14 protein-coding genes are annotated in these 15,749 nt (G+C 66.4%); 3 read left to right on the forward strand and 11 right to left on the reverse strand.

The features are described 5' to 3' along the window. Positions 1 to 12 precede the first annotated feature (12 nt). Genes L1F31_RS13575 through alr form a run of 4 tightly spaced genes read right to left on the reverse strand, consistent with a single transcriptional unit; the run spans position 13 to position 3,129 of the window. Positions 13 to 585 carry a GNAT family N-acetyltransferase gene (locus L1F31_RS13575; protein ID WP_265417808.1) on the reverse strand — a complete coding sequence of 191 codons (573 nt, stop codon included), beginning with the start codon at positions 583 to 585 and terminating at the stop codon, positions 13 to 15. Beyond that, positions 582 to 1,400, reverse strand: coding sequence for a tRNA (adenosine(37)-N6)-threonylcarbamoyltransferase complex dimerization subunit type 1 TsaB (gene tsaB, locus L1F31_RS13580; RefSeq protein WP_265417809.1), 819 nt, complete (start codon positions 1,398 to 1,400; stop codon positions 582 to 584). Before tsaB ends, L1F31_RS13575 begins: the two co-directional genes overlap by 4 nt. After that, complete coding sequence (tsaE, locus tag L1F31_RS13585; RefSeq protein WP_265417810.1) at positions 1,397 to 1,906, reverse strand: tRNA (adenosine(37)-N6)-threonylcarbamoyltransferase complex ATPase subunit type 1 TsaE; 510 nt, start codon at positions 1,904 to 1,906, stop codon at positions 1,397 to 1,399. The genes tsaB and tsaE overlap by 4 nt, the downstream gene beginning before the upstream one ends. Next, positions 1,903 to 3,129 (reverse strand): alanine racemase, encoded by a 1,227-nt coding sequence (gene alr / locus L1F31_RS13590; protein WP_265417811.1) that lies wholly within the window; start codon positions 3,127 to 3,129, stop codon positions 1,903 to 1,905. Before alr ends, tsaE begins: the two co-directional genes overlap by 4 nt. Positions 3,130 to 3,337: 208 nt before the next feature. Here alr and L1F31_RS13595 point away from each other — a divergent pair, with 208 nt between their 5' ends. Beyond that, positions 3,338 to 4,018, forward strand: a complete 681-nt coding sequence (locus tag L1F31_RS13595) for a hypothetical protein (protein ID WP_265417812.1) — start codon at positions 3,338 to 3,340, stop codon at positions 4,016 to 4,018. Between the two features lie 24 nt (positions 4,019 to 4,042). Here the strand turns inward: L1F31_RS13595 and L1F31_RS13600 are convergent, their stop codons facing one another. From L1F31_RS13600 to glmS, 6 genes are all read right to left on the reverse strand, one after another. Next, complete coding sequence (locus L1F31_RS13600; RefSeq protein ID WP_265417813.1) at positions 4,043 to 5,662, reverse strand: bifunctional ADP-dependent NAD(P)H-hydrate dehydratase/NAD(P)H-hydrate epimerase; 1,620 nt, start codon at positions 5,660 to 5,662, stop codon at positions 4,043 to 4,045. A 106-nt stretch (positions 5,663 to 5,768) separates the two neighbouring features. Next, positions 5,769 to 7,079: a M20 metallopeptidase family protein gene (locus tag L1F31_RS13605; protein WP_265417814.1), complete on the reverse strand. Its 1,311-nt coding sequence runs from the start codon at positions 7,077 to 7,079 to the stop codon at positions 5,769 to 5,771. A gap of 125 nt (positions 7,080 to 7,204) precedes the next feature. Continuing rightward, positions 7,205 to 7,564: a HepT-like ribonuclease domain-containing protein gene (locus L1F31_RS13610; RefSeq protein WP_265417815.1), complete on the reverse strand. Its 360-nt coding sequence runs from the start codon at positions 7,562 to 7,564 to the stop codon at positions 7,205 to 7,207. After that, on the reverse strand, positions 7,554 to 8,120 hold the full coding sequence (locus tag L1F31_RS13615) for a nucleotidyltransferase domain-containing protein (protein ID WP_265417816.1): 567 nt from the start codon (positions 8,118 to 8,120) through the stop codon (positions 7,554 to 7,556). Before L1F31_RS13615 ends, L1F31_RS13610 begins: the two co-directional genes overlap by 11 nt. Before the next feature lie 74 nt (positions 8,121 to 8,194). Continuing rightward, positions 8,195 to 8,653: a holo-ACP synthase gene (locus L1F31_RS13620; protein WP_265417817.1), complete on the reverse strand. Its 459-nt coding sequence runs from the start codon at positions 8,651 to 8,653 to the stop codon at positions 8,195 to 8,197. A gap of 109 nt (positions 8,654 to 8,762) precedes the next feature. After that, a complete protein-coding gene (gene glmS, locus L1F31_RS13625) occupies positions 8,763 to 10,637 on the reverse strand; it encodes a glutamine--fructose-6-phosphate transaminase (isomerizing) (RefSeq protein WP_265417818.1) in 1,875 nt (624 codons plus the stop codon). 210 nt (positions 10,638 to 10,847) lie between these two features. Here glmS and coaA point away from each other — a divergent pair, with 210 nt between their 5' ends. Continuing rightward, the gene (gene coaA, locus L1F31_RS13630; RefSeq protein WP_265417819.1) at positions 10,848 to 11,885 is read left to right on the forward strand and encodes a type I pantothenate kinase; all 1,038 of its coding nucleotides are present in this window, start codon (positions 10,848 to 10,850) and stop codon (positions 11,883 to 11,885) included. A 276-nt stretch (positions 11,886 to 12,161) separates the two neighbouring features. Beyond that, complete coding sequence (locus L1F31_RS13635; protein WP_265417820.1) at positions 12,162 to 14,024, forward strand: ABC transporter ATP-binding protein; 1,863 nt, start codon at positions 12,162 to 12,164, stop codon at positions 14,022 to 14,024. 308 nt (positions 14,025 to 14,332) lie between these two features. On the opposite strand, the gene glmM is transcribed toward L1F31_RS13635, so the two are convergent. Further along, the gene (gene glmM, locus L1F31_RS13640) at positions 14,333 to 15,685 is read right to left on the reverse strand and encodes a phosphoglucosamine mutase (RefSeq protein WP_265417821.1); all 1,353 of its coding nucleotides are present in this window, start codon (positions 15,683 to 15,685) and stop codon (positions 14,333 to 14,335) included. Positions 15,686 to 15,749 lie beyond the last annotated feature (64 nt).

Here is a 15,749-nt window from a genome sequence, read left to right on the forward strand (position 1 = left end):
GCAGGCGTACGGCTAGGCGGTCGTCCGCAGCCGCATGAGGATTCCTGCGGCGCCCGGATAGTAGTCGGGTCGCCTCCCCCATTCTTCGAATCCGAAGGATGCATAGAGCGCCAGCGCCGAGGCGTTGCGTTCGTCGACTTCGAGGTGGACGACGTCGGCCCCACAGTCCTTCGCCCAGTCGATCCCGGCCTGCAGAAGGTCCCGGCCGATGCCCTTGCCGCGCGCCGCCTCGGTGGTCGCGATCGTCATGACATCGGCTTCCGCACCGGCGCTGGACATGACGATCCACCCGGCCAGCTCCCCCGCCGAGGCGGTGCCGTCCTCACCGTCGTCCGCGAAGTTCGCGTTCGCGGCCAGCTCCCGCGCCGAGGCGGTCGCGTCCTCGCCGTCGTCAGTGAAGTTCACGTTCGCATTCGTGTCCCCCGCCGAGGTGGTCCTGGCGGCGAGCATGATCGTGCCGTTCTGCGCCTTCACCGCCCAGTAGTAGCCGAGCGTCCACGCCGTCGGGCCGAAGATGGCGGCATCGTGGTCAGCGACCTCGGCGAGGTCCCACCAGGGCAGCTCGGCGATGGTCGTGAAGGTCATTTCAGTGAGCTCTCGCGCACCGGGGTCGCCTTCGCGTCGGGTTCGCGCAGGTATTCGGGAACCGGTTCGCTCAAGGAGCGTCCGGCGGCGATGTCGCGGGCGGCGGCCAGGGCGAGGAACTCGGCTCGGGGGTCAGTGATCGGCTCCCGGGTCGCAGCGCCGAGGATCTCGGGGTAGAGGAGGAACCCGCGTCCGAGCCGCTCCCGGATCTCGCCGGCATCGGCCGACGCATCGCCGCTGCGGAGTGCGTCAGCGTGCCCGGTGAGTGCGTCACCGTGATCGTCGAGTGCGAAAGAGTGATCGGCGAGAACGGCGGCGACCTCGGCGGGTTTGGCGACGAACGGTCCCGCGCTCAGTGAGGCGTCGGACGAGTCGTAGACGCTGAAGTACACCTCTTTGCGTCGGGCGTCCGAGGCGATGAGGACGGGAGCACCTCCGGCGGTGCCCGAGGCGGCATCGGCTCCGGGCCGGCTTGCGTCGTCGGCTGTGGTCGCCCTTTGAGAACTCGTCCGCACGAATTCCTCGGCGACCGCGGCCTGGGACAGCAGTCCCCTGACCGGGATCCCGCGGGCCTGACCGACGGCGATTCCCGCAGCGATGCCGACACGCAGCCCGGTGAAGGGGCCGGGTCCGATGCCGACGACGACGAGTTCGGGTGCCTTCTGCGCAGCGAGCACGCGGGCGAGCGCGGGTCCGATGAATTCGACGTGCCGGCGCTGGTCATCAGCCTGTTCGGCGGCGATGACATCTCCGGTATCAGCGTCGACGAGCGCAACGGAGGCCGACTGCGAGGTGTCGATGGCCAGGATGATCATGATTCGTCTCCCTCGAATTCGGTCAGCGCCGCGCGAACCTGCGGCAGGCGCTGCGCCCATACGGGACCATGGCCGATGAGATCGACGATGCGCCTTTCGTCCTCGGCGTCCCCGCCATCTCCCCACACCGGGGTGATCGTGATCTCGAGGTAGTCGCTGCTGAGCTGCTCGGCCATTCCGGCGCCCCATTCGACGACGGTGATCGATTCGTCGAGCTCCGAGTCGAGGTCGAGGTCTTCGAGTTCCTCCCCGTCGGCCAACCGGTATGCGTCGACGTGCACCAGCGCTGGTCCGTCGCCGCGGGAGGGGTGTTCGCGGGCGATGATGAACGTCGGCGACGTGATCCGACCGACCACGTCGAGTGCCTTCCCCAGCGACTGGGTGAACGTCGTCTTCCCCGCACCGAGGTTGCCGGTGAGGATGAGCAGATCACCGGCACGCAGGTGGCCCGCCAGGATGGCAGCGAAGCGGCGCATCTGCTCGAGCGATTCCACACGGAGCCTCATCGGTGGCCTCCTGACATCAGTCGGCGGTCGACGCGGGCACTGAGCTGGGTGACGATCTCATAGTTGATCGTATCCGCCCAGGTCCCCCACTCGGCAGCACTCGGACCGCCGGGACCGAAGATGACGACCTCGTCGCCGATGGCCACCTCGGTATTGCCGGACCCGATGTCGATGATCATCTGATCCATGGCGATCCGCCCGACGACGGGATACCGACGACCGCGGATGGCCACCTCGGCGCGGTTCGATGCCGCTCGAGGAAGCCCGTCCCCGTACCCGCCGGGCACGAGCGCGAAGCGGGTGTCGGTCGCGGCCGTGAACGTCAGCCCATACGAGGCTCCGTGACCTGCGGGAATGTCCTTGAGATTGATGACAGTGGAGACCAGCCGCATCGCCGGCCTCAGTCCGAGGGCCGCGGCATCGCCGTCTTCGAGCGGGGACAGTCCGTAGAGGGAGAGTCCCACCCGCGCCGAGGTGCCCGGGCACGGTCCGAGGGTGAGCGCCCCCGGTGAGTTCGCGATGTGCACATCGAGTGCGTCGGATTCGCCGAGGCGGCCGTCCGCAGCGTCGAGCACCGCCCGAAGCTGCCCGTGGGCGGAGGAGAACACGGCGGCCTGTGCGGCGGTCTCGGGGCGTTCGGGTTCGTCGGCGACGGCGAAGTGGCTCATGATGCCGACGATGCGGATGCCCGCGGTAGGGCCGGAATCGTCAGTTCCGCCGGAATGCCCCGCGGCGAGGCGGTCCTCATCATAGCTGCGCAGCCAGTCGAAGGCGCGGACGAGGGCTTCCGGGGACAGACCGTTGCGGCCGAGTCCGGTGTCGATCTTCAGATGGATGCGTGCGGTGGCACCGGTGCGGCGGGCGGCGTCGACGAGACGATCGAGGCTCTCGACCGTCGAGACTCCCAGTTGGATGCCGGCACGCACCGCCTCGTCGAGGTCGGTCGTCGGGCCGTAGAGCCATGCGAGGATCTCGGCATCGGGACCGAGCAGGGTCCGCAGCTGCAGGGCTTCGGGGATCGTCGCCACGCAGAACTCGCGCCACCCGGCGGCGAAGAGCACCGGGGCGACGAGGTCGACGCCGTGGCCGTAGGCATTGGCTTTGACGACGCATTTGAGACGCGCGGGAGCCAGTCGCTTCGCGAGGACGGCGGCATTCTCACGCAGGGCCGCCGCGTCGATCTCGGCCCGGACCAGCGCCTCGGGGATGTCGAAAGATGTCACTGGATAAGACTACCGCCGACCCAACGGACCACGAGGAATCGGGACCACGAAACGGGGAACCGCAGCCGGAGTCCGCGGTTACGATGAACCTCCGCGATCGACGGTGGACCTGCCGGGGCAGTCTCTGCCGACGCACTCCTGCCGACGACCGCGGACCCGGCCGCCGGCACCCCTGTCAGCGGTCTTGAACGACGAACAAGGAGCAATCATGCACACCAGTCGACTCAGCCGTTCGCTCGCCGCGGTGCTCGTGACCGCACTGCTCGCCACGGTTCTCACGGTGGCCGGTCACGGTTCGCCCGCCTCGGCGGCGTCGAAGTACTGCACCGGCATCGAATCGAATTCAAAGGTCACCGCCGGCAAGGCCATCGAGGTCAAACAGCGGTCGACGATCACCGCCGACATCTACCTGTGTCGGAAATCCGGGTCCCGCTATGTTCGTGATTCCGGCCCGTACAAGGCGCGACTGGGCTACAACGGGACGACGGCGAACAAACGTGAGGGCGACGGGAAGACGCCGAAGGGCGTGTTCTGGATGCGCGACGGCTTCGGCACCTCGGCCAATCCCGGGCTGAAGAAGGCGTGGACGAAGGTCACCCGCGACCATGTGTGGGTCGACGGCGATGCCACGAAGGCCGAGGGCTACAACACGATGCAGCTGAAGTCGAAGGGGTACAAGGGCGAATCCCTCTACCAGCCGAAGCCCTACAAATACGCCCAGGTCATCGGCTACAACGAAGCCCGCACACCGGGCAAGGGGTCAGCGATCTTCCTCCACGCGAACACCGAGTCGATGAAGACGGCCGGCTGCGTGTCGATGTACGAGTCCAGCCTGGTCAAGGCGATGAAGTGGGAAGGGACGACGAAGACGCAGATCGTCATCCACTGAGCTGATTCAGTCAGTGCCGCGGATTCAGTCGGTGCCGGAGATGAGTTCGGCGCCGTGGATGAGTTCGCCGACCACCTCGGTGAGGGCATCGGCGAACCCGGACGCGGAGACGGCCCGCTGCCCGGCGGCATTGTGCACGAGCACGCCGAGCCCCGCCAGCCGTGCCCAATCGGCGTGCGGCAGCGGGCTGTCATCACCGTCGTAGCGGTGCTCAGCCGATGCGATCGCCGCCAAGGTGCCGAGGATCCCGGCCAGCACATCCCCGGATCCTGCCGTCGCGAGGCTTGCCGGCCCCGGCTCGGGGAGGACGACCAGACCGTCGGGGGCGGCGATGACCGTGTGGTGGCCTTTGAGGACCACGATCGTGCCGGTCACCTCTGCAGCCTGCCTGGCCCACCCGACCGGGTCCTGCCCGATCCGGCCGGCGGTGATGATCTCGCCGAGGAGGCGGCTGAGCATTCGTGCGAGCTCGCCGGCGTGCGGGGTGATGATGATCGGACGCTCGGCCATCCAGGTGCCGATCATCGCTTCGGCGCGTCCGACCATGTCTAGTCCCCCGGCGTCGATGACCACCGGGATATGCGAATCACTGAGGGCCTCTGTGGCGCCCTGGACGAATTCGGGTTCGGGGTCACCGGGCCCGAAGATGACGGCGTTGACTCGTCCTGACGCGCTGACCACCTCGGGGTGGACGCCGATGACGAACTCGGCGACGAAGGGCGAGCCGAGGTAGCGGACCATCCCTGCCCCGGTATTCACCGCCGAGGTGGTCGTGAGCACGCCGGCACCCGGATAGTCCTCGGAGCCGGCGAGGACCCCGACGACGCCGCGGGAGTATTTGTGACCGCTCGCTTCAGGACGAGGGAAGTCGGCTGCGAGATCGTCGGCGTCGAGGAGTTCGGCGACTGCGAGCCCGGTGTCGAGTCCCAGTCCGATGTCGATGACGTCGATGCTGCCGGTGAACTCGTGCACACGAGGGTCGACGAGTTCGGCTTTCAGGCCGCCGAAGGTCACGGTGCGGTCGGCATGGAGTCGCGTCTCCGCGCCGTCGGAGTCCGGGCTGAGATCGGAGGGCACGTCGACGGCGATGAGGTTCCCGGTGCGGTGCGGAGCCCATGCGGCGATGAGTGAGGCGATGTGCCCGGGCAGTCCGCGCCGCCCACCGGTGCCGAGGATGCCATCGAGGACGAGATCGGCCCGAGACAGTTCGCGCAGGGCCTCGGCTCGGGTGGAGCCGTTGCGGGCGGGAACGGTGCGGGTGGAATCGGATGAAGGGTCGGCCGCCTCGGTGGAGGTGGGGTCGTCGTCCGCCTCGGTGGAGGCGAACGCGAGGACCTGGGCCCCGGAGCGGCGTGCGGCGGTCAGCCCCTCGTCGTGAGTGCGGTCGAAGAGGGCGATGACCGTGACGGCGGCACCGCGTCTGCCCAAGGTCGCGGCGGCGAAGAGCGCATCCCCGGCGTTGTTGCCCGGACCCGCCAGCACACACACCCTGGTGCCGGTAACTCGACCGAGGTCTGCTGTAAGGGTGTCGATGCCGATGTTCGCCAGCGCCCGGGCCGCTCGCGCCATGAGCGGGACGCCTGCCTCGAGCAGCGGCACCTCGGCTTCGCGGATGACCTCGCTCGGGTAGGCAAACACACTCATCGACTGCTCCTGCACATTGTCACGTTTCGGTTCCTCATTGCACCGTATGCCTTCTCCCCCGTCAGGGCCAGAGGCGGTCGGGCACGCCTGGCCCGTGCCGGCCGGGTCAGCCTTCGGCCAGCTGCGCGAGTCTGCGTCCGGCCAGGTGGGCGAGGAACAGCGCCTGATCGGCCAGTCCGTCGTCGCTGTGGCGAGCGCGCGGCGAATGGTTCGCTTCGCGTTCCTCGATCGGCAGGTTCGGCAGAGCGACCCCGAAGTGTCCGTACGCACCGGGCACGGCGTCGAGGACGCGGGAGAAATCCTCGGAGCCAGGCAGCGGGTTCGCCTTGCGCACGGTCCGGTCCTCACCGAAGAGGTCGGTGAAGGTGGCCAGGAAGAACTCCGCCTCGGCGTCGTTGTTGATCGTCGGGGGCAGGATCTGCTCGTAGTCGACCTCGGCGGACAGACCGTGGGCGGCGACGAGGTCACGCACGAGTTGGGGCAGCTCCGCCTCGGCGCGGGAGGTCACGGTCTCGGAGAAGGTGCGCACGCTGACGACCAAGGTTGCGAAGTCCGGGACGACGTTCGGTGCGGTGCCGCCGTTGAACTGGCCGACTGTGACCACGAGCGGGTCGAAGATGTCGAAGCGGCGGGTGACGTATTCCTGGAGCTGGCCGACGAGCATCGCTCCGACCTGGATCGGGTCCTTGCCGGTGGCGGGGCGGGAGGCGTGGGTGCCCTTGCCGTTGACGGTGATGGTCATCTTCGAGAATGCCGCCATGTACGGGCCCGGGCGGGAGCTGGCCACGCCGAGATCAGCGTCGGCGGAGACGTGGATGCCGAAGGCGGCCTTGACGCGGGGCCCGGCGGCATCGAGGACGCCTTCGTCGATCATCTTCCCGGCCCCGTCGAAGCCTTCTTCGCCGGGCTGGAACATGAAGACGACGTCGCCGGGCAGGGAGTCGCGGTCGCGGTGGAGGAGTTTGAGGGCGCCGACGAGTCCTGCCGTGTGCAGGTCGTGCCCGCAGGCGTGCATCCTCCCCGAGGTGGCCGCGAAGTCGAATCCGGTCGCCTCGGTGACGGGCAGTCCATCCATATCACCGCGCAGGAGCACGGCGGGCACGACGCCGGTCGAGTCCTCCTTGCGGGCTCCGCCGCGCAAGACGACGACGATCGACGACAGGTTCTCCCCCGTGCTCACCTCGACATCGAGGCCTTCGATGGCCTCGAGAACGAGCTTCTGCGTCACCGGCAGGTCGAGTCCGACCTCGACGTTCTCGTGCAGGGCCCGACGGAGCGTGACGAGGCCAGGCGCGATGTCGTTCGCGTCATCGGCGGTGGGCAGGTGGACGGCGGGAGTGTCGGTGTCGGTGTCGGTGTCGGTGTCGGTGTCGGTGTCGTTGGGAGTATCGACAACGTCGTTGGGAAGTGAGCTCATGGTGCTGAGTCTATTACCCATCAGGAACAGGCGGATTGAAGCCGTTCAGCCTTCCTGGAAATCCGCGCATTATGCACAATTCTACCCGCGGCAGTGATCGAGCAGCAGCCTTCGCAGTGGTACCGCTACAGTCCTGCAGCGCCTCTGGCCTCATCGACGAGATCATTGAGAATCGTGATCAGGCCGGGGATTTCGGTTGTGGTCGCCAGCCAAAGTATTTCGTAGTTGATGTCGCCGTACTCATGGGCAAGGACATTCCGCAACCCGACGATTCGATCGAGACCGGGCACTCGAGCAGCGGTGTCAGCATCGTCTCTGCGGAGGCGTTTCAGCGCCTCTCCCAGAATCTCCAACTGGCGCTCGATCGCTGAGCGAACGACGAGATCCGAATTGAACTCTGCCTCGGTCTTGCCGCCAGCGAACTCACGGACCAGCTTGGCCGCTTCAGCAGCATCCCAGAGATGCGCGCCTGTCTCACGCTGCATAGATTTCCTGCGCACTCTCGAACGCAGACGCTTTGAAAAAAGGGTTCTTCACCGAGCGTTCCATGACCAGATCGACTCGCCGTCCGACGATCCGCTCCAACTCAAGCTTCAGATCGAAGTAGTCGTGGAACAGATTGTCCCGATCCGGCAGGAAAGAGACGAGGAAGTCGATGTCGCTCGTCTCCGGATTGAACCGGTCAGTGAGTACGGAACCGAAGATGCGAAGTCGTTCCACACCGAATCTTGCGCACGCGCTCCTGATTGCGTCGGCGTCGAGTACCACGGCAGATTCCATACAGCTATTGTCCCAGATCGGGCGCGACTCAACCAGGCTGTCGAGGAATGCTCGATCTTCGACCAGCCGCCGGGTGCCCATCCCGCCGGGAACCATGACGATGTCCGGGGTGTTCGCTGTGTCGACGACCTCGATGCCCTGAGCGCTGTGGACTCGACCCGGCTGAGCGGCGACATAGGACAGAGAGAATAAGTCGGATAGCCGGCTGAAGAGTTCGACGGGGCCGAAGATATCCAGAACTTCGAAGCCGTCGAAGAGCACTACCGCCACATTGCAAGTCGTTGAGGCCATTGAATCTTGGTCTCAGCTGCAACGTCAGTCTTCCAGCCGAGGATTCAGGAATTCGGGCGAATATCTCGCCCGTACATCGAGTGGGTGAAGTGCTCGGCGACCCCTGCGATATCGGGGCTGAGAGACGGCCCCTCCCCCTCGGCGATGACGAACGTCATCGTCAGGTGCGCATCATGGGTGATCGACAAGTGGATATTCGTCCCGCCGATGCGTTTGAAATGTTCGAGGACGAGCCCGCGCAGACGAAACGACGGGGCACCGGACAGGGCGGGAACCACCTCGGCGGACTGCCAAGGCAGCCACCCGGGGAACCCGATCGCCTTCTTCAGCGCCTCCTTCGCGGAGAACCGTGCCGCCAGCGACGCGTCCGTGCGGCGCTTGCCGTTGCGTTTGAGCTGCTCACCAGGGGTGAGCAGTCGGTCGAGGAGCTCAGGCACGCGTTCGATGTGCTCGGCGAAACGCGGCACATCGGCAATGTCAGTGCCGATCCCTAGAATCGCCATAACCGAACCTCCTCAGAAACCTGTGGCACACCCCGTGCCCGAACCCCTCACCGGAACGCTGTCGAAACGGTGCCGGACCGGACATCGCCCGGCCCGGCACCGAGGCGGATCATTCGACAGTGACCGACTTCGCGAGGTTGCGCGGCTGGTCGACGTCAAGGCCCTTGGCCGTGGCCAGTTCCATCGCGAAGATCTGCAGCGGAACGGTCGTCAGCAGCGGGGCCATGAGCGTCGTCGTCTCGGGAACGGCGATGACCTCGGAGGCGAACTGGTCGACCTCTTCGTCGCCTTCCTCGGCGATGACGACGGTGTTCGCACCGCGGGCGCGCACCTCCTGGATGTTGGAGATGACCTTCGCATGCAGCGAGTCGCGGCCGCGCTTGGACGGCACGACGATGATGACGAGCTGACCGTCGTCGATGAGGGCGATCGGTCCGTGCTTAAGCTCACCGGCGGCGAAGCCCTCGGCATGGATATAGGCGAGCTCCTTGAGCTTGAGCGCGCCCTCCATCGCCACCGGGTAGCCGACGTGACGGCCGAGGAACAGCACCGAGCCGACGTCCTTGTTCCGGTCGGCCAGGGCCAGGACCTGGTCCTTCGTCTCGTCGAGGATCCGCTGGATCTTCTCCGGGATGGTCTGCAGTTCAGACAGGATCGTGGCGATCTCGTCGCGGAACTTGTTCCCGCGCAGCTGTGCGAGGTAGAGGCCGAGCAGGTAGCAGGCGACGACCTGGGACAGGAAGGCCTTCGTCGAGGCCACGGCGATCTCGGGACCGGCGTGCGTATACAGCGCGGCATCGGATTCGCGCGGGATCGTCGAGCCGAAGGTGTTGCAGATCGCGATGACCTTCGCGCCCTGCTGACGGGCGTGGCGGACGGCCATGATCGTGTCCATGGTCTCCCCGGACTGCGAGATCGCCACGACCAGCGTCTTCTCGGTCACCACCGGATCCCGGTAGCGGAATTCGTGGGCGAGCTCCACCTCGGTGGGGATGCGGCACCAGTGCTCGATCGCGTACTTCGCGACCTGACCGGCGTATGCGGCAGTGCCGCAGGCGATGACGACGATCTTGTCCACGGACTTGAGCACGTTCTCGTCGATGTGCATCTCATCGAGTGTCAGCCGGCCCTCGGTGTCGAGACGGCCGAGCAGCGTATCGGCCACGGCCTGCGGCTGATCGTGGATCTCCTTGTCCATGAAGGACGCGAAGCCGCCCTTCTCCGCCGAGGCGGTGTCCCAGTCGACCTCGAACTGCTCACCCTCGACGAGGTTGCCGTCCGTATCCGTGATCGTGACCTCGTCCGGGGTGATCGTCACGACCTCGTCCTGGCCGATCTCCACGGCCGTGCGGGTGTAGTCGATGAAGGCTGCGACGTCGGAGCCGAGGAAGTTCTCACCCTCGCCGAGGCCGATGACCAGCGGGGAGTTGCGGCGTGCCGCCACGACCTGGCCGGGCAGGTCGGCGTGGACGGCGAGCAGGGTGAACGCACCTTCGAGCTGGCTCGCGGTCGCACGCATCGCAGCGGTGAGGTCGCCGGTGGCCCGGTAGTTCTTGGCCAGCTGGGCGGCGGCCACCTCGGTGTCGGTTTCGGAGAGGAATTCGACGCCCTCGGCCACGAGGTCCTTCTTCAGGTGGGCGAAGTTCTCGATGATGCCGTTGTGGATGAGCGCGAGCTTGCCGCCGTCGGCAAGGTGCGGGTGGGCGTTGAGATCGGTGGGCCCACCATGGGTGGCCCAGCGGGTGTGGCCGATGCCGGTCTGCGCGGCCGGCAGAGGATTGGCCTCGATCTCCTCGGTGAGGGCGGAGAACTTTCCGGCCTTCTTCGCCGAGGCGAGTTCGCCTTCCGGGGTCACGAGCGCGACTCCGGCCGAGTCATAGCCGCGGTACTCGAGCCTCTTCAGCCCTCCGAGCACGACGTCGAGCGCCTGATGATCGGCATTGTCAACGGGGGCCTTGGATACATAGCCAACGATTCCACACATGAGGGAGATTTTACGCACTCCCGGCCGTTCTCGTGTATTTCGGCGAGTCACGATCGGGTCAACGTGACGAACTGCACGGGCCGGGGGCACCTCAGCCCCACCTCGGCGGGGGTGTGTGCGGTACTCGGGCACCACCTCGGCGCGGGTTGGTACGGGCCGTCGCCCCACCTCGGCGCGGGTTGGGAACATGACGCATGACACAATGGGCGCATGAGCACAGTCGACCCTCAACTGGACCGCGCACGCCGGCTCGCGGGCCTCAACACCGCCCGTCGCAGCGAGCCGGACACGACGTCCCCGTTCTGGGAATTCGATCGCGAGGTGTGGGGCACGCTCGCCCAGGCCACTCCCCTGCCGCTGAAGCAGCGGGACATCGAACGGCTGCGCGGTCTCGGCGATCGGATCAACCTCGACGAAGTGGCCCAGGTCTACCTGCCGCTGTCACGGCTGCTCAACCTCTACGTCTCCGCCCGCCGTGCGAAACACGATCTGACCAGGGAATTCTTCTCTCCCCTGCACGAACGCGGATTGGAACCGCAAGACGCCAAGCGCACCCCGTTCGTCATCGGCGTCGCCGGCTCCGTGGCCGTGGGCAAGTCCACGACCGCGCGCGTGCTGCGCGAACTGCTCGCCCGCTGGCCCGATACCCCGCGCGTCGAACTCATCACCACCGACGGGTTCCTCTACCCCAACGCCGAACTCGAGCGTCGCCGCCTCAACGGACGCAAGGGATTCCCCGAATCCTATGACCGGCGCAAACTGCTCAAGTTCATCTCCGCAGTGAAATCCGGGGCCCCCGAGGTCCGCGCGCCCGTGTACTCGCACCACACCTACGACATCGTCCCCGGCGCCGAGGTGGTCGTCCGCTCCCCCGATGTGCTCATCGTCGAAGGGCTCAACGTCCTCCAACCGGCCCGGCCCCGCCAGGACGGCACCGTGGGGTTGGCAATCAGCGACTACTTCGACTTCTCCGTCTACGTCGACGCGCGCTCCCGCGACATCCGGCAGTGGTACATCTCCCGGTTCCTCAAGCTCAAACATGGTGCGTTCCAGGACGAGGACTCCTACTTCCACCGCTATTCGAAGCTCGACGACGACGAAGCGATCACTCTGGCCACGGAGATCTGGGACTCGATCAACTTCCCGAACCTGCGCGAGAACGTCCAGCCCAGCCGCGGTCGAGCCGACCTCGTCCTCCATAAGTCCGCCGACCACACGATCCGCAAGGTGCAGCTGCGCAAGCTGTGAGCCGGTGCGGCTCGGCAGAGTCGGAGCCTGTGCGCGGGAGCCGTTCGGTCGGATCGGAACCCGTGCTCGGGTCGGCCGCCTCGGCGAGCTTGTGACACGGGTCGCCGGCGGGTGAGGAAATAGTTTCACCCCTTCCGCGGTTGCACAGTGTGCACTGACCTACTCACCGCCGACAGGCCACCCGCCTGCGGCGGCGACCGGATGCGAGCGATCCTCGCGCCGTCACGGGAGTCCCCGTGCATGCTCGGTCGTTTCGGCAGCAGAAAAGGACCCACTATGAGCACGCCCTCAGCGCATCACCTGATGTACTCCTCGGTCAAAAGCAAGAGGACCCCGGAGACGACCATCCAGTCGGGCATCTACAAGAGGATCGCCGGCTATGCGACGCGGCATAAGCGCAAGCTCATCGTCTTCCTCATCCTCTCCGTGCTCACCGCAGGAATCGGCGTGCTCAACCCGGTGCTCGCCGGCGACGTCGTCAATGCGATCACCGGCGGGGGTCCCGTGTCCACGGTGGTGTGGCTGGCCGTGGCGATCGGCGGGCTGGCCATCGCCGATGCCGCCATCTCGATCACGAACCGGTACCTGTCCTCACGCATCGGTGAAGGGCTCATCTTCGATCTGCGCACCGCTGTGTACGACCATGTCCAGTCGATGCCGATCGCCTTCTTCAACCGCACCCGCACCGGCGCACTGGTCTCGCGTCTCAACACCGACGTCATCGGCGCCCAGCGGGCGTTCTCGAACACTCTGTCGGGCATCGTGTCGAACTTCGTCTCACTGGCCCTGACGGTCGGTGTCATGGTCACGATCTCCTGGCAGGTGACCGTGATGTCGATCCTCCTGCTGCCGCTGTTCATCATCCCCACCCGCATGCTCAGCGGAAAGCTCGCGTCCCTGCAGTTCGAGGCCGCGAACAACTCCGCGGACATGTCGACACGGATGACGGAGCGATTCTCCGCGGCCGGGGCCACGCTCATCAAGCTCTTCGGCAACCCCCGCAAGGAGAACGAGGAATTCGCCGACCGTGCCGGTCAGGTCCGCGACATCGGAGTCAAGGTCGCGATGCTGCAGTCGACGTTCGTGTCCTCACTGACGCTGGTCTCTGCCCTGGCACTGGCGCTGGTCTACGGCGTCGGCGGTGCACAGGCGGTCCTCGGCAACCTCAATGCCGGTCAGGTTGTCACCTTGGCGCTGCTGCTGACCAGGCTCTACACTCCGCTGACGATGCTCGCCAACGCGCGCCTGGACATCCAGAGTGCCGTCGTATCGTTCCAGCGGGTGTTCGAGATCCTCGACCTCGTGCCGTACTTCAAGGAACCTTCGCAGCCTCGTGCGCTGCCGGCCGGGGGTCTCGATGTGACGTTCGATCACGTCGACTTCGCCTACCCCAGCGCTTCTCAGGTCAGCCTGGCCAGTCTCGAGGACGTGTCCGTACTCGATTCGCGCGGCGGCGAGGAGGTCATCCACGACTTGAGCTTCACAATCCCTGCCGGACACACTGTCGCTCTCGTCGGATCGTCCGGCGCCGGCAAGTCGACGATCGCGTCCCTGCTGCCGCGCCTCTATGACGTCACCGGTGGGAAGATCACCATCGGCGGCGTCGACGTCCGGGATCTGTCATTCGCGGATCTGCGTGAGTCCGTCGGCGTCGTGACCCAAGATGGCCACGTCTTCCACGAGTCGATCCGGGCGAACCTCGAGCTCGTCAACCCCGACGCCACCGAGGCGGAGATGCTCGATGCGCTCGACCGCGCGCAGCTGACTGGAGTCATCAACGCGCTGCCCGATGGCTTGGACACGGTCGTCGGCGAACGCGGGTACCGGCTCTCCGGCGGTGAACGTCAGCGGCTGACGATCGCACGGATGCTGCTCGCTGCCCCGGAGATCGTCGTTCTCGACGAGGCCACCTCGGCGCTGGATTCGACGAACGAAGCCGCGATCCAACGGGCACTGGCGCAGGCGATGCACGGTCGCACAGCCCTGGTCATCGCGCACCGACTCTCGACGATCCGTCAGGCCGACACGATCCTCGTCGTCGAGGCCGGTCGCATCGTCGAGTCGGGGTCGCATGCCGAACTCGTCGGCCGCGGCGGCCGCTACGCCGAGCTCTACGCCACCCAGTTCGCCTCGAGCTGAGGGCTGAGGGCGTGGGCGCGGGCGCGGGCGGATTCCCACAAGTTAAGTGGGCTCAGATTGCCAGATTCCAGCGGATTATGTGCACTCTGGCCCCACTTAACTGGCGATAGCTGGGGCAACGGGCCCTCGATGCCCCCTCGGCAAGCACATTTTGGCCTATAACCCACATTTGTAACGCCTGCTCCCACAAAAGATACGCGTGCAAACACATGTCGTCCCCTGCATCTGGATCGAAACAGATGCAGAGGACGAAAAGTGGTTTCTCAAGGCTTGCTGCCGCCGGCTCCTTACAGCGGCAGCCCGGCTCCTTACAGCGCCAGGTGCTCCTTGACCGAGGCGGCGAGACGCTCGGCCTGCGCGGTGGCAGCGTCTTCGGTCGATGCCTCGACCATGACGCGGATGAGCGGCTCGGTGCCCGAGGCACGCAGCAGCACACGGCCGGTATCGGCGAGCTCGGCTTCGACGGCGGCAACCTCGGCGGCGACCTGCGGGTGGTCGACGTTGTTCTTGTCCACGCCCTTGACGTTGACGAGTGCCTGCGGAAGCTGCGGGATCTCTGCGGCGAGGTCGGCCAGGGTGCGTTTGGCGTCGGCCATCCGCTTCATCAGGTGCAGGGCAGTCTGCACTCCGTCGCCGGTGGTTCCGTGGTCGAGCATGAGCACATGCCCGGACTGCTCCCCACCGAGCACATACCTGTCAGCGACCATCCGCTCGAGCACATACCGGTCTCCCACTGCCGTCTGCACGGTGTTGATGCCGTACTTGTCCATCGCCTGCGTGAGACCGAGGTTCGACATGACAGTGGTGACCAGGGTGTTCCCGCGCAGCTCACCGAGCTCCTTGAGCCCGATCGCGAGGATGCCCATGACCTGGTCGCCGTTGACGACCCGGCCCAGCGAGTCCACGGCCAGGCAGCGGTCGGCGTCGCCGTCGAAGGCCACACCGAGGTCGGACTGGGTTTCGACGACGAGTCGCTGCAGCGGTTCGAGGTGGGTGGAGCCGACTCCGTCGTTGATGTTGAAGCCGTCGGGTTCGGCGGCAGAGACGATGACCTCGGCGCCGGCCTGGCGCAGTGCGGCGGGCCCGACGATGGAAGCCGCCCCATGGGCGCAGTCGACGACGACCTTGAGCCCGGACAGCGGACGCACGTTCTCGGCGTCGACGCAGTGCACGAGGTGTTCGGTGTATTCGTCGGCTGCCGCCGGGTAGCGGGAGATGCGGCCGACGTCCGCGCCGGTCGGACGCTCCCAGTCCTCGTCGAAGATCGCCAGGATCTCGTCCTCGACCGCGTCGTCGAGCTTCGTGCCTCCTGCGGCGAAGAATTTGATGCCGTTGTCGGGCATGGGGTTGTGGGAGGCGGAGATGACGACGCCGAAGGCGGCCCCCGTATCCTTGACGACCTGCGCGATGCCCGGCGTCGGCAGCATGCCCGCGTCGAGGACGTCGACTCCCGTCGAGGCGATGCCGGCGCTCAGCGCGGCGGAGAGGAATTCGCCGGACACGCGCGTGTCACGTCCGACCACGGCGAAGGGGCGCTTCTCACCCGTCCAGCCGCGGCTGAGCACGCGTGAACCTGCGACCGAGAGCTGGAGAGCGAGTTTGGCCGTGATGTCGCGATTGGCCAGTCCGCGCACTCCATCGGTGCCGAAGAGTCGAGACATAGTGGGGTTCCTTTCGTCAATGTCGGAGTCGATCTTAGTCGATTCCCTCGCCGAGGCGGCCGGT

Origin of the sequence: Brevibacterium spongiae, from assembly GCF_026168515.1 — a bacterium.
Lineage (GTDB): Bacteria > Actinomycetota > Actinomycetes > Actinomycetales > Brevibacteriaceae > Brevibacterium > Brevibacterium spongiae.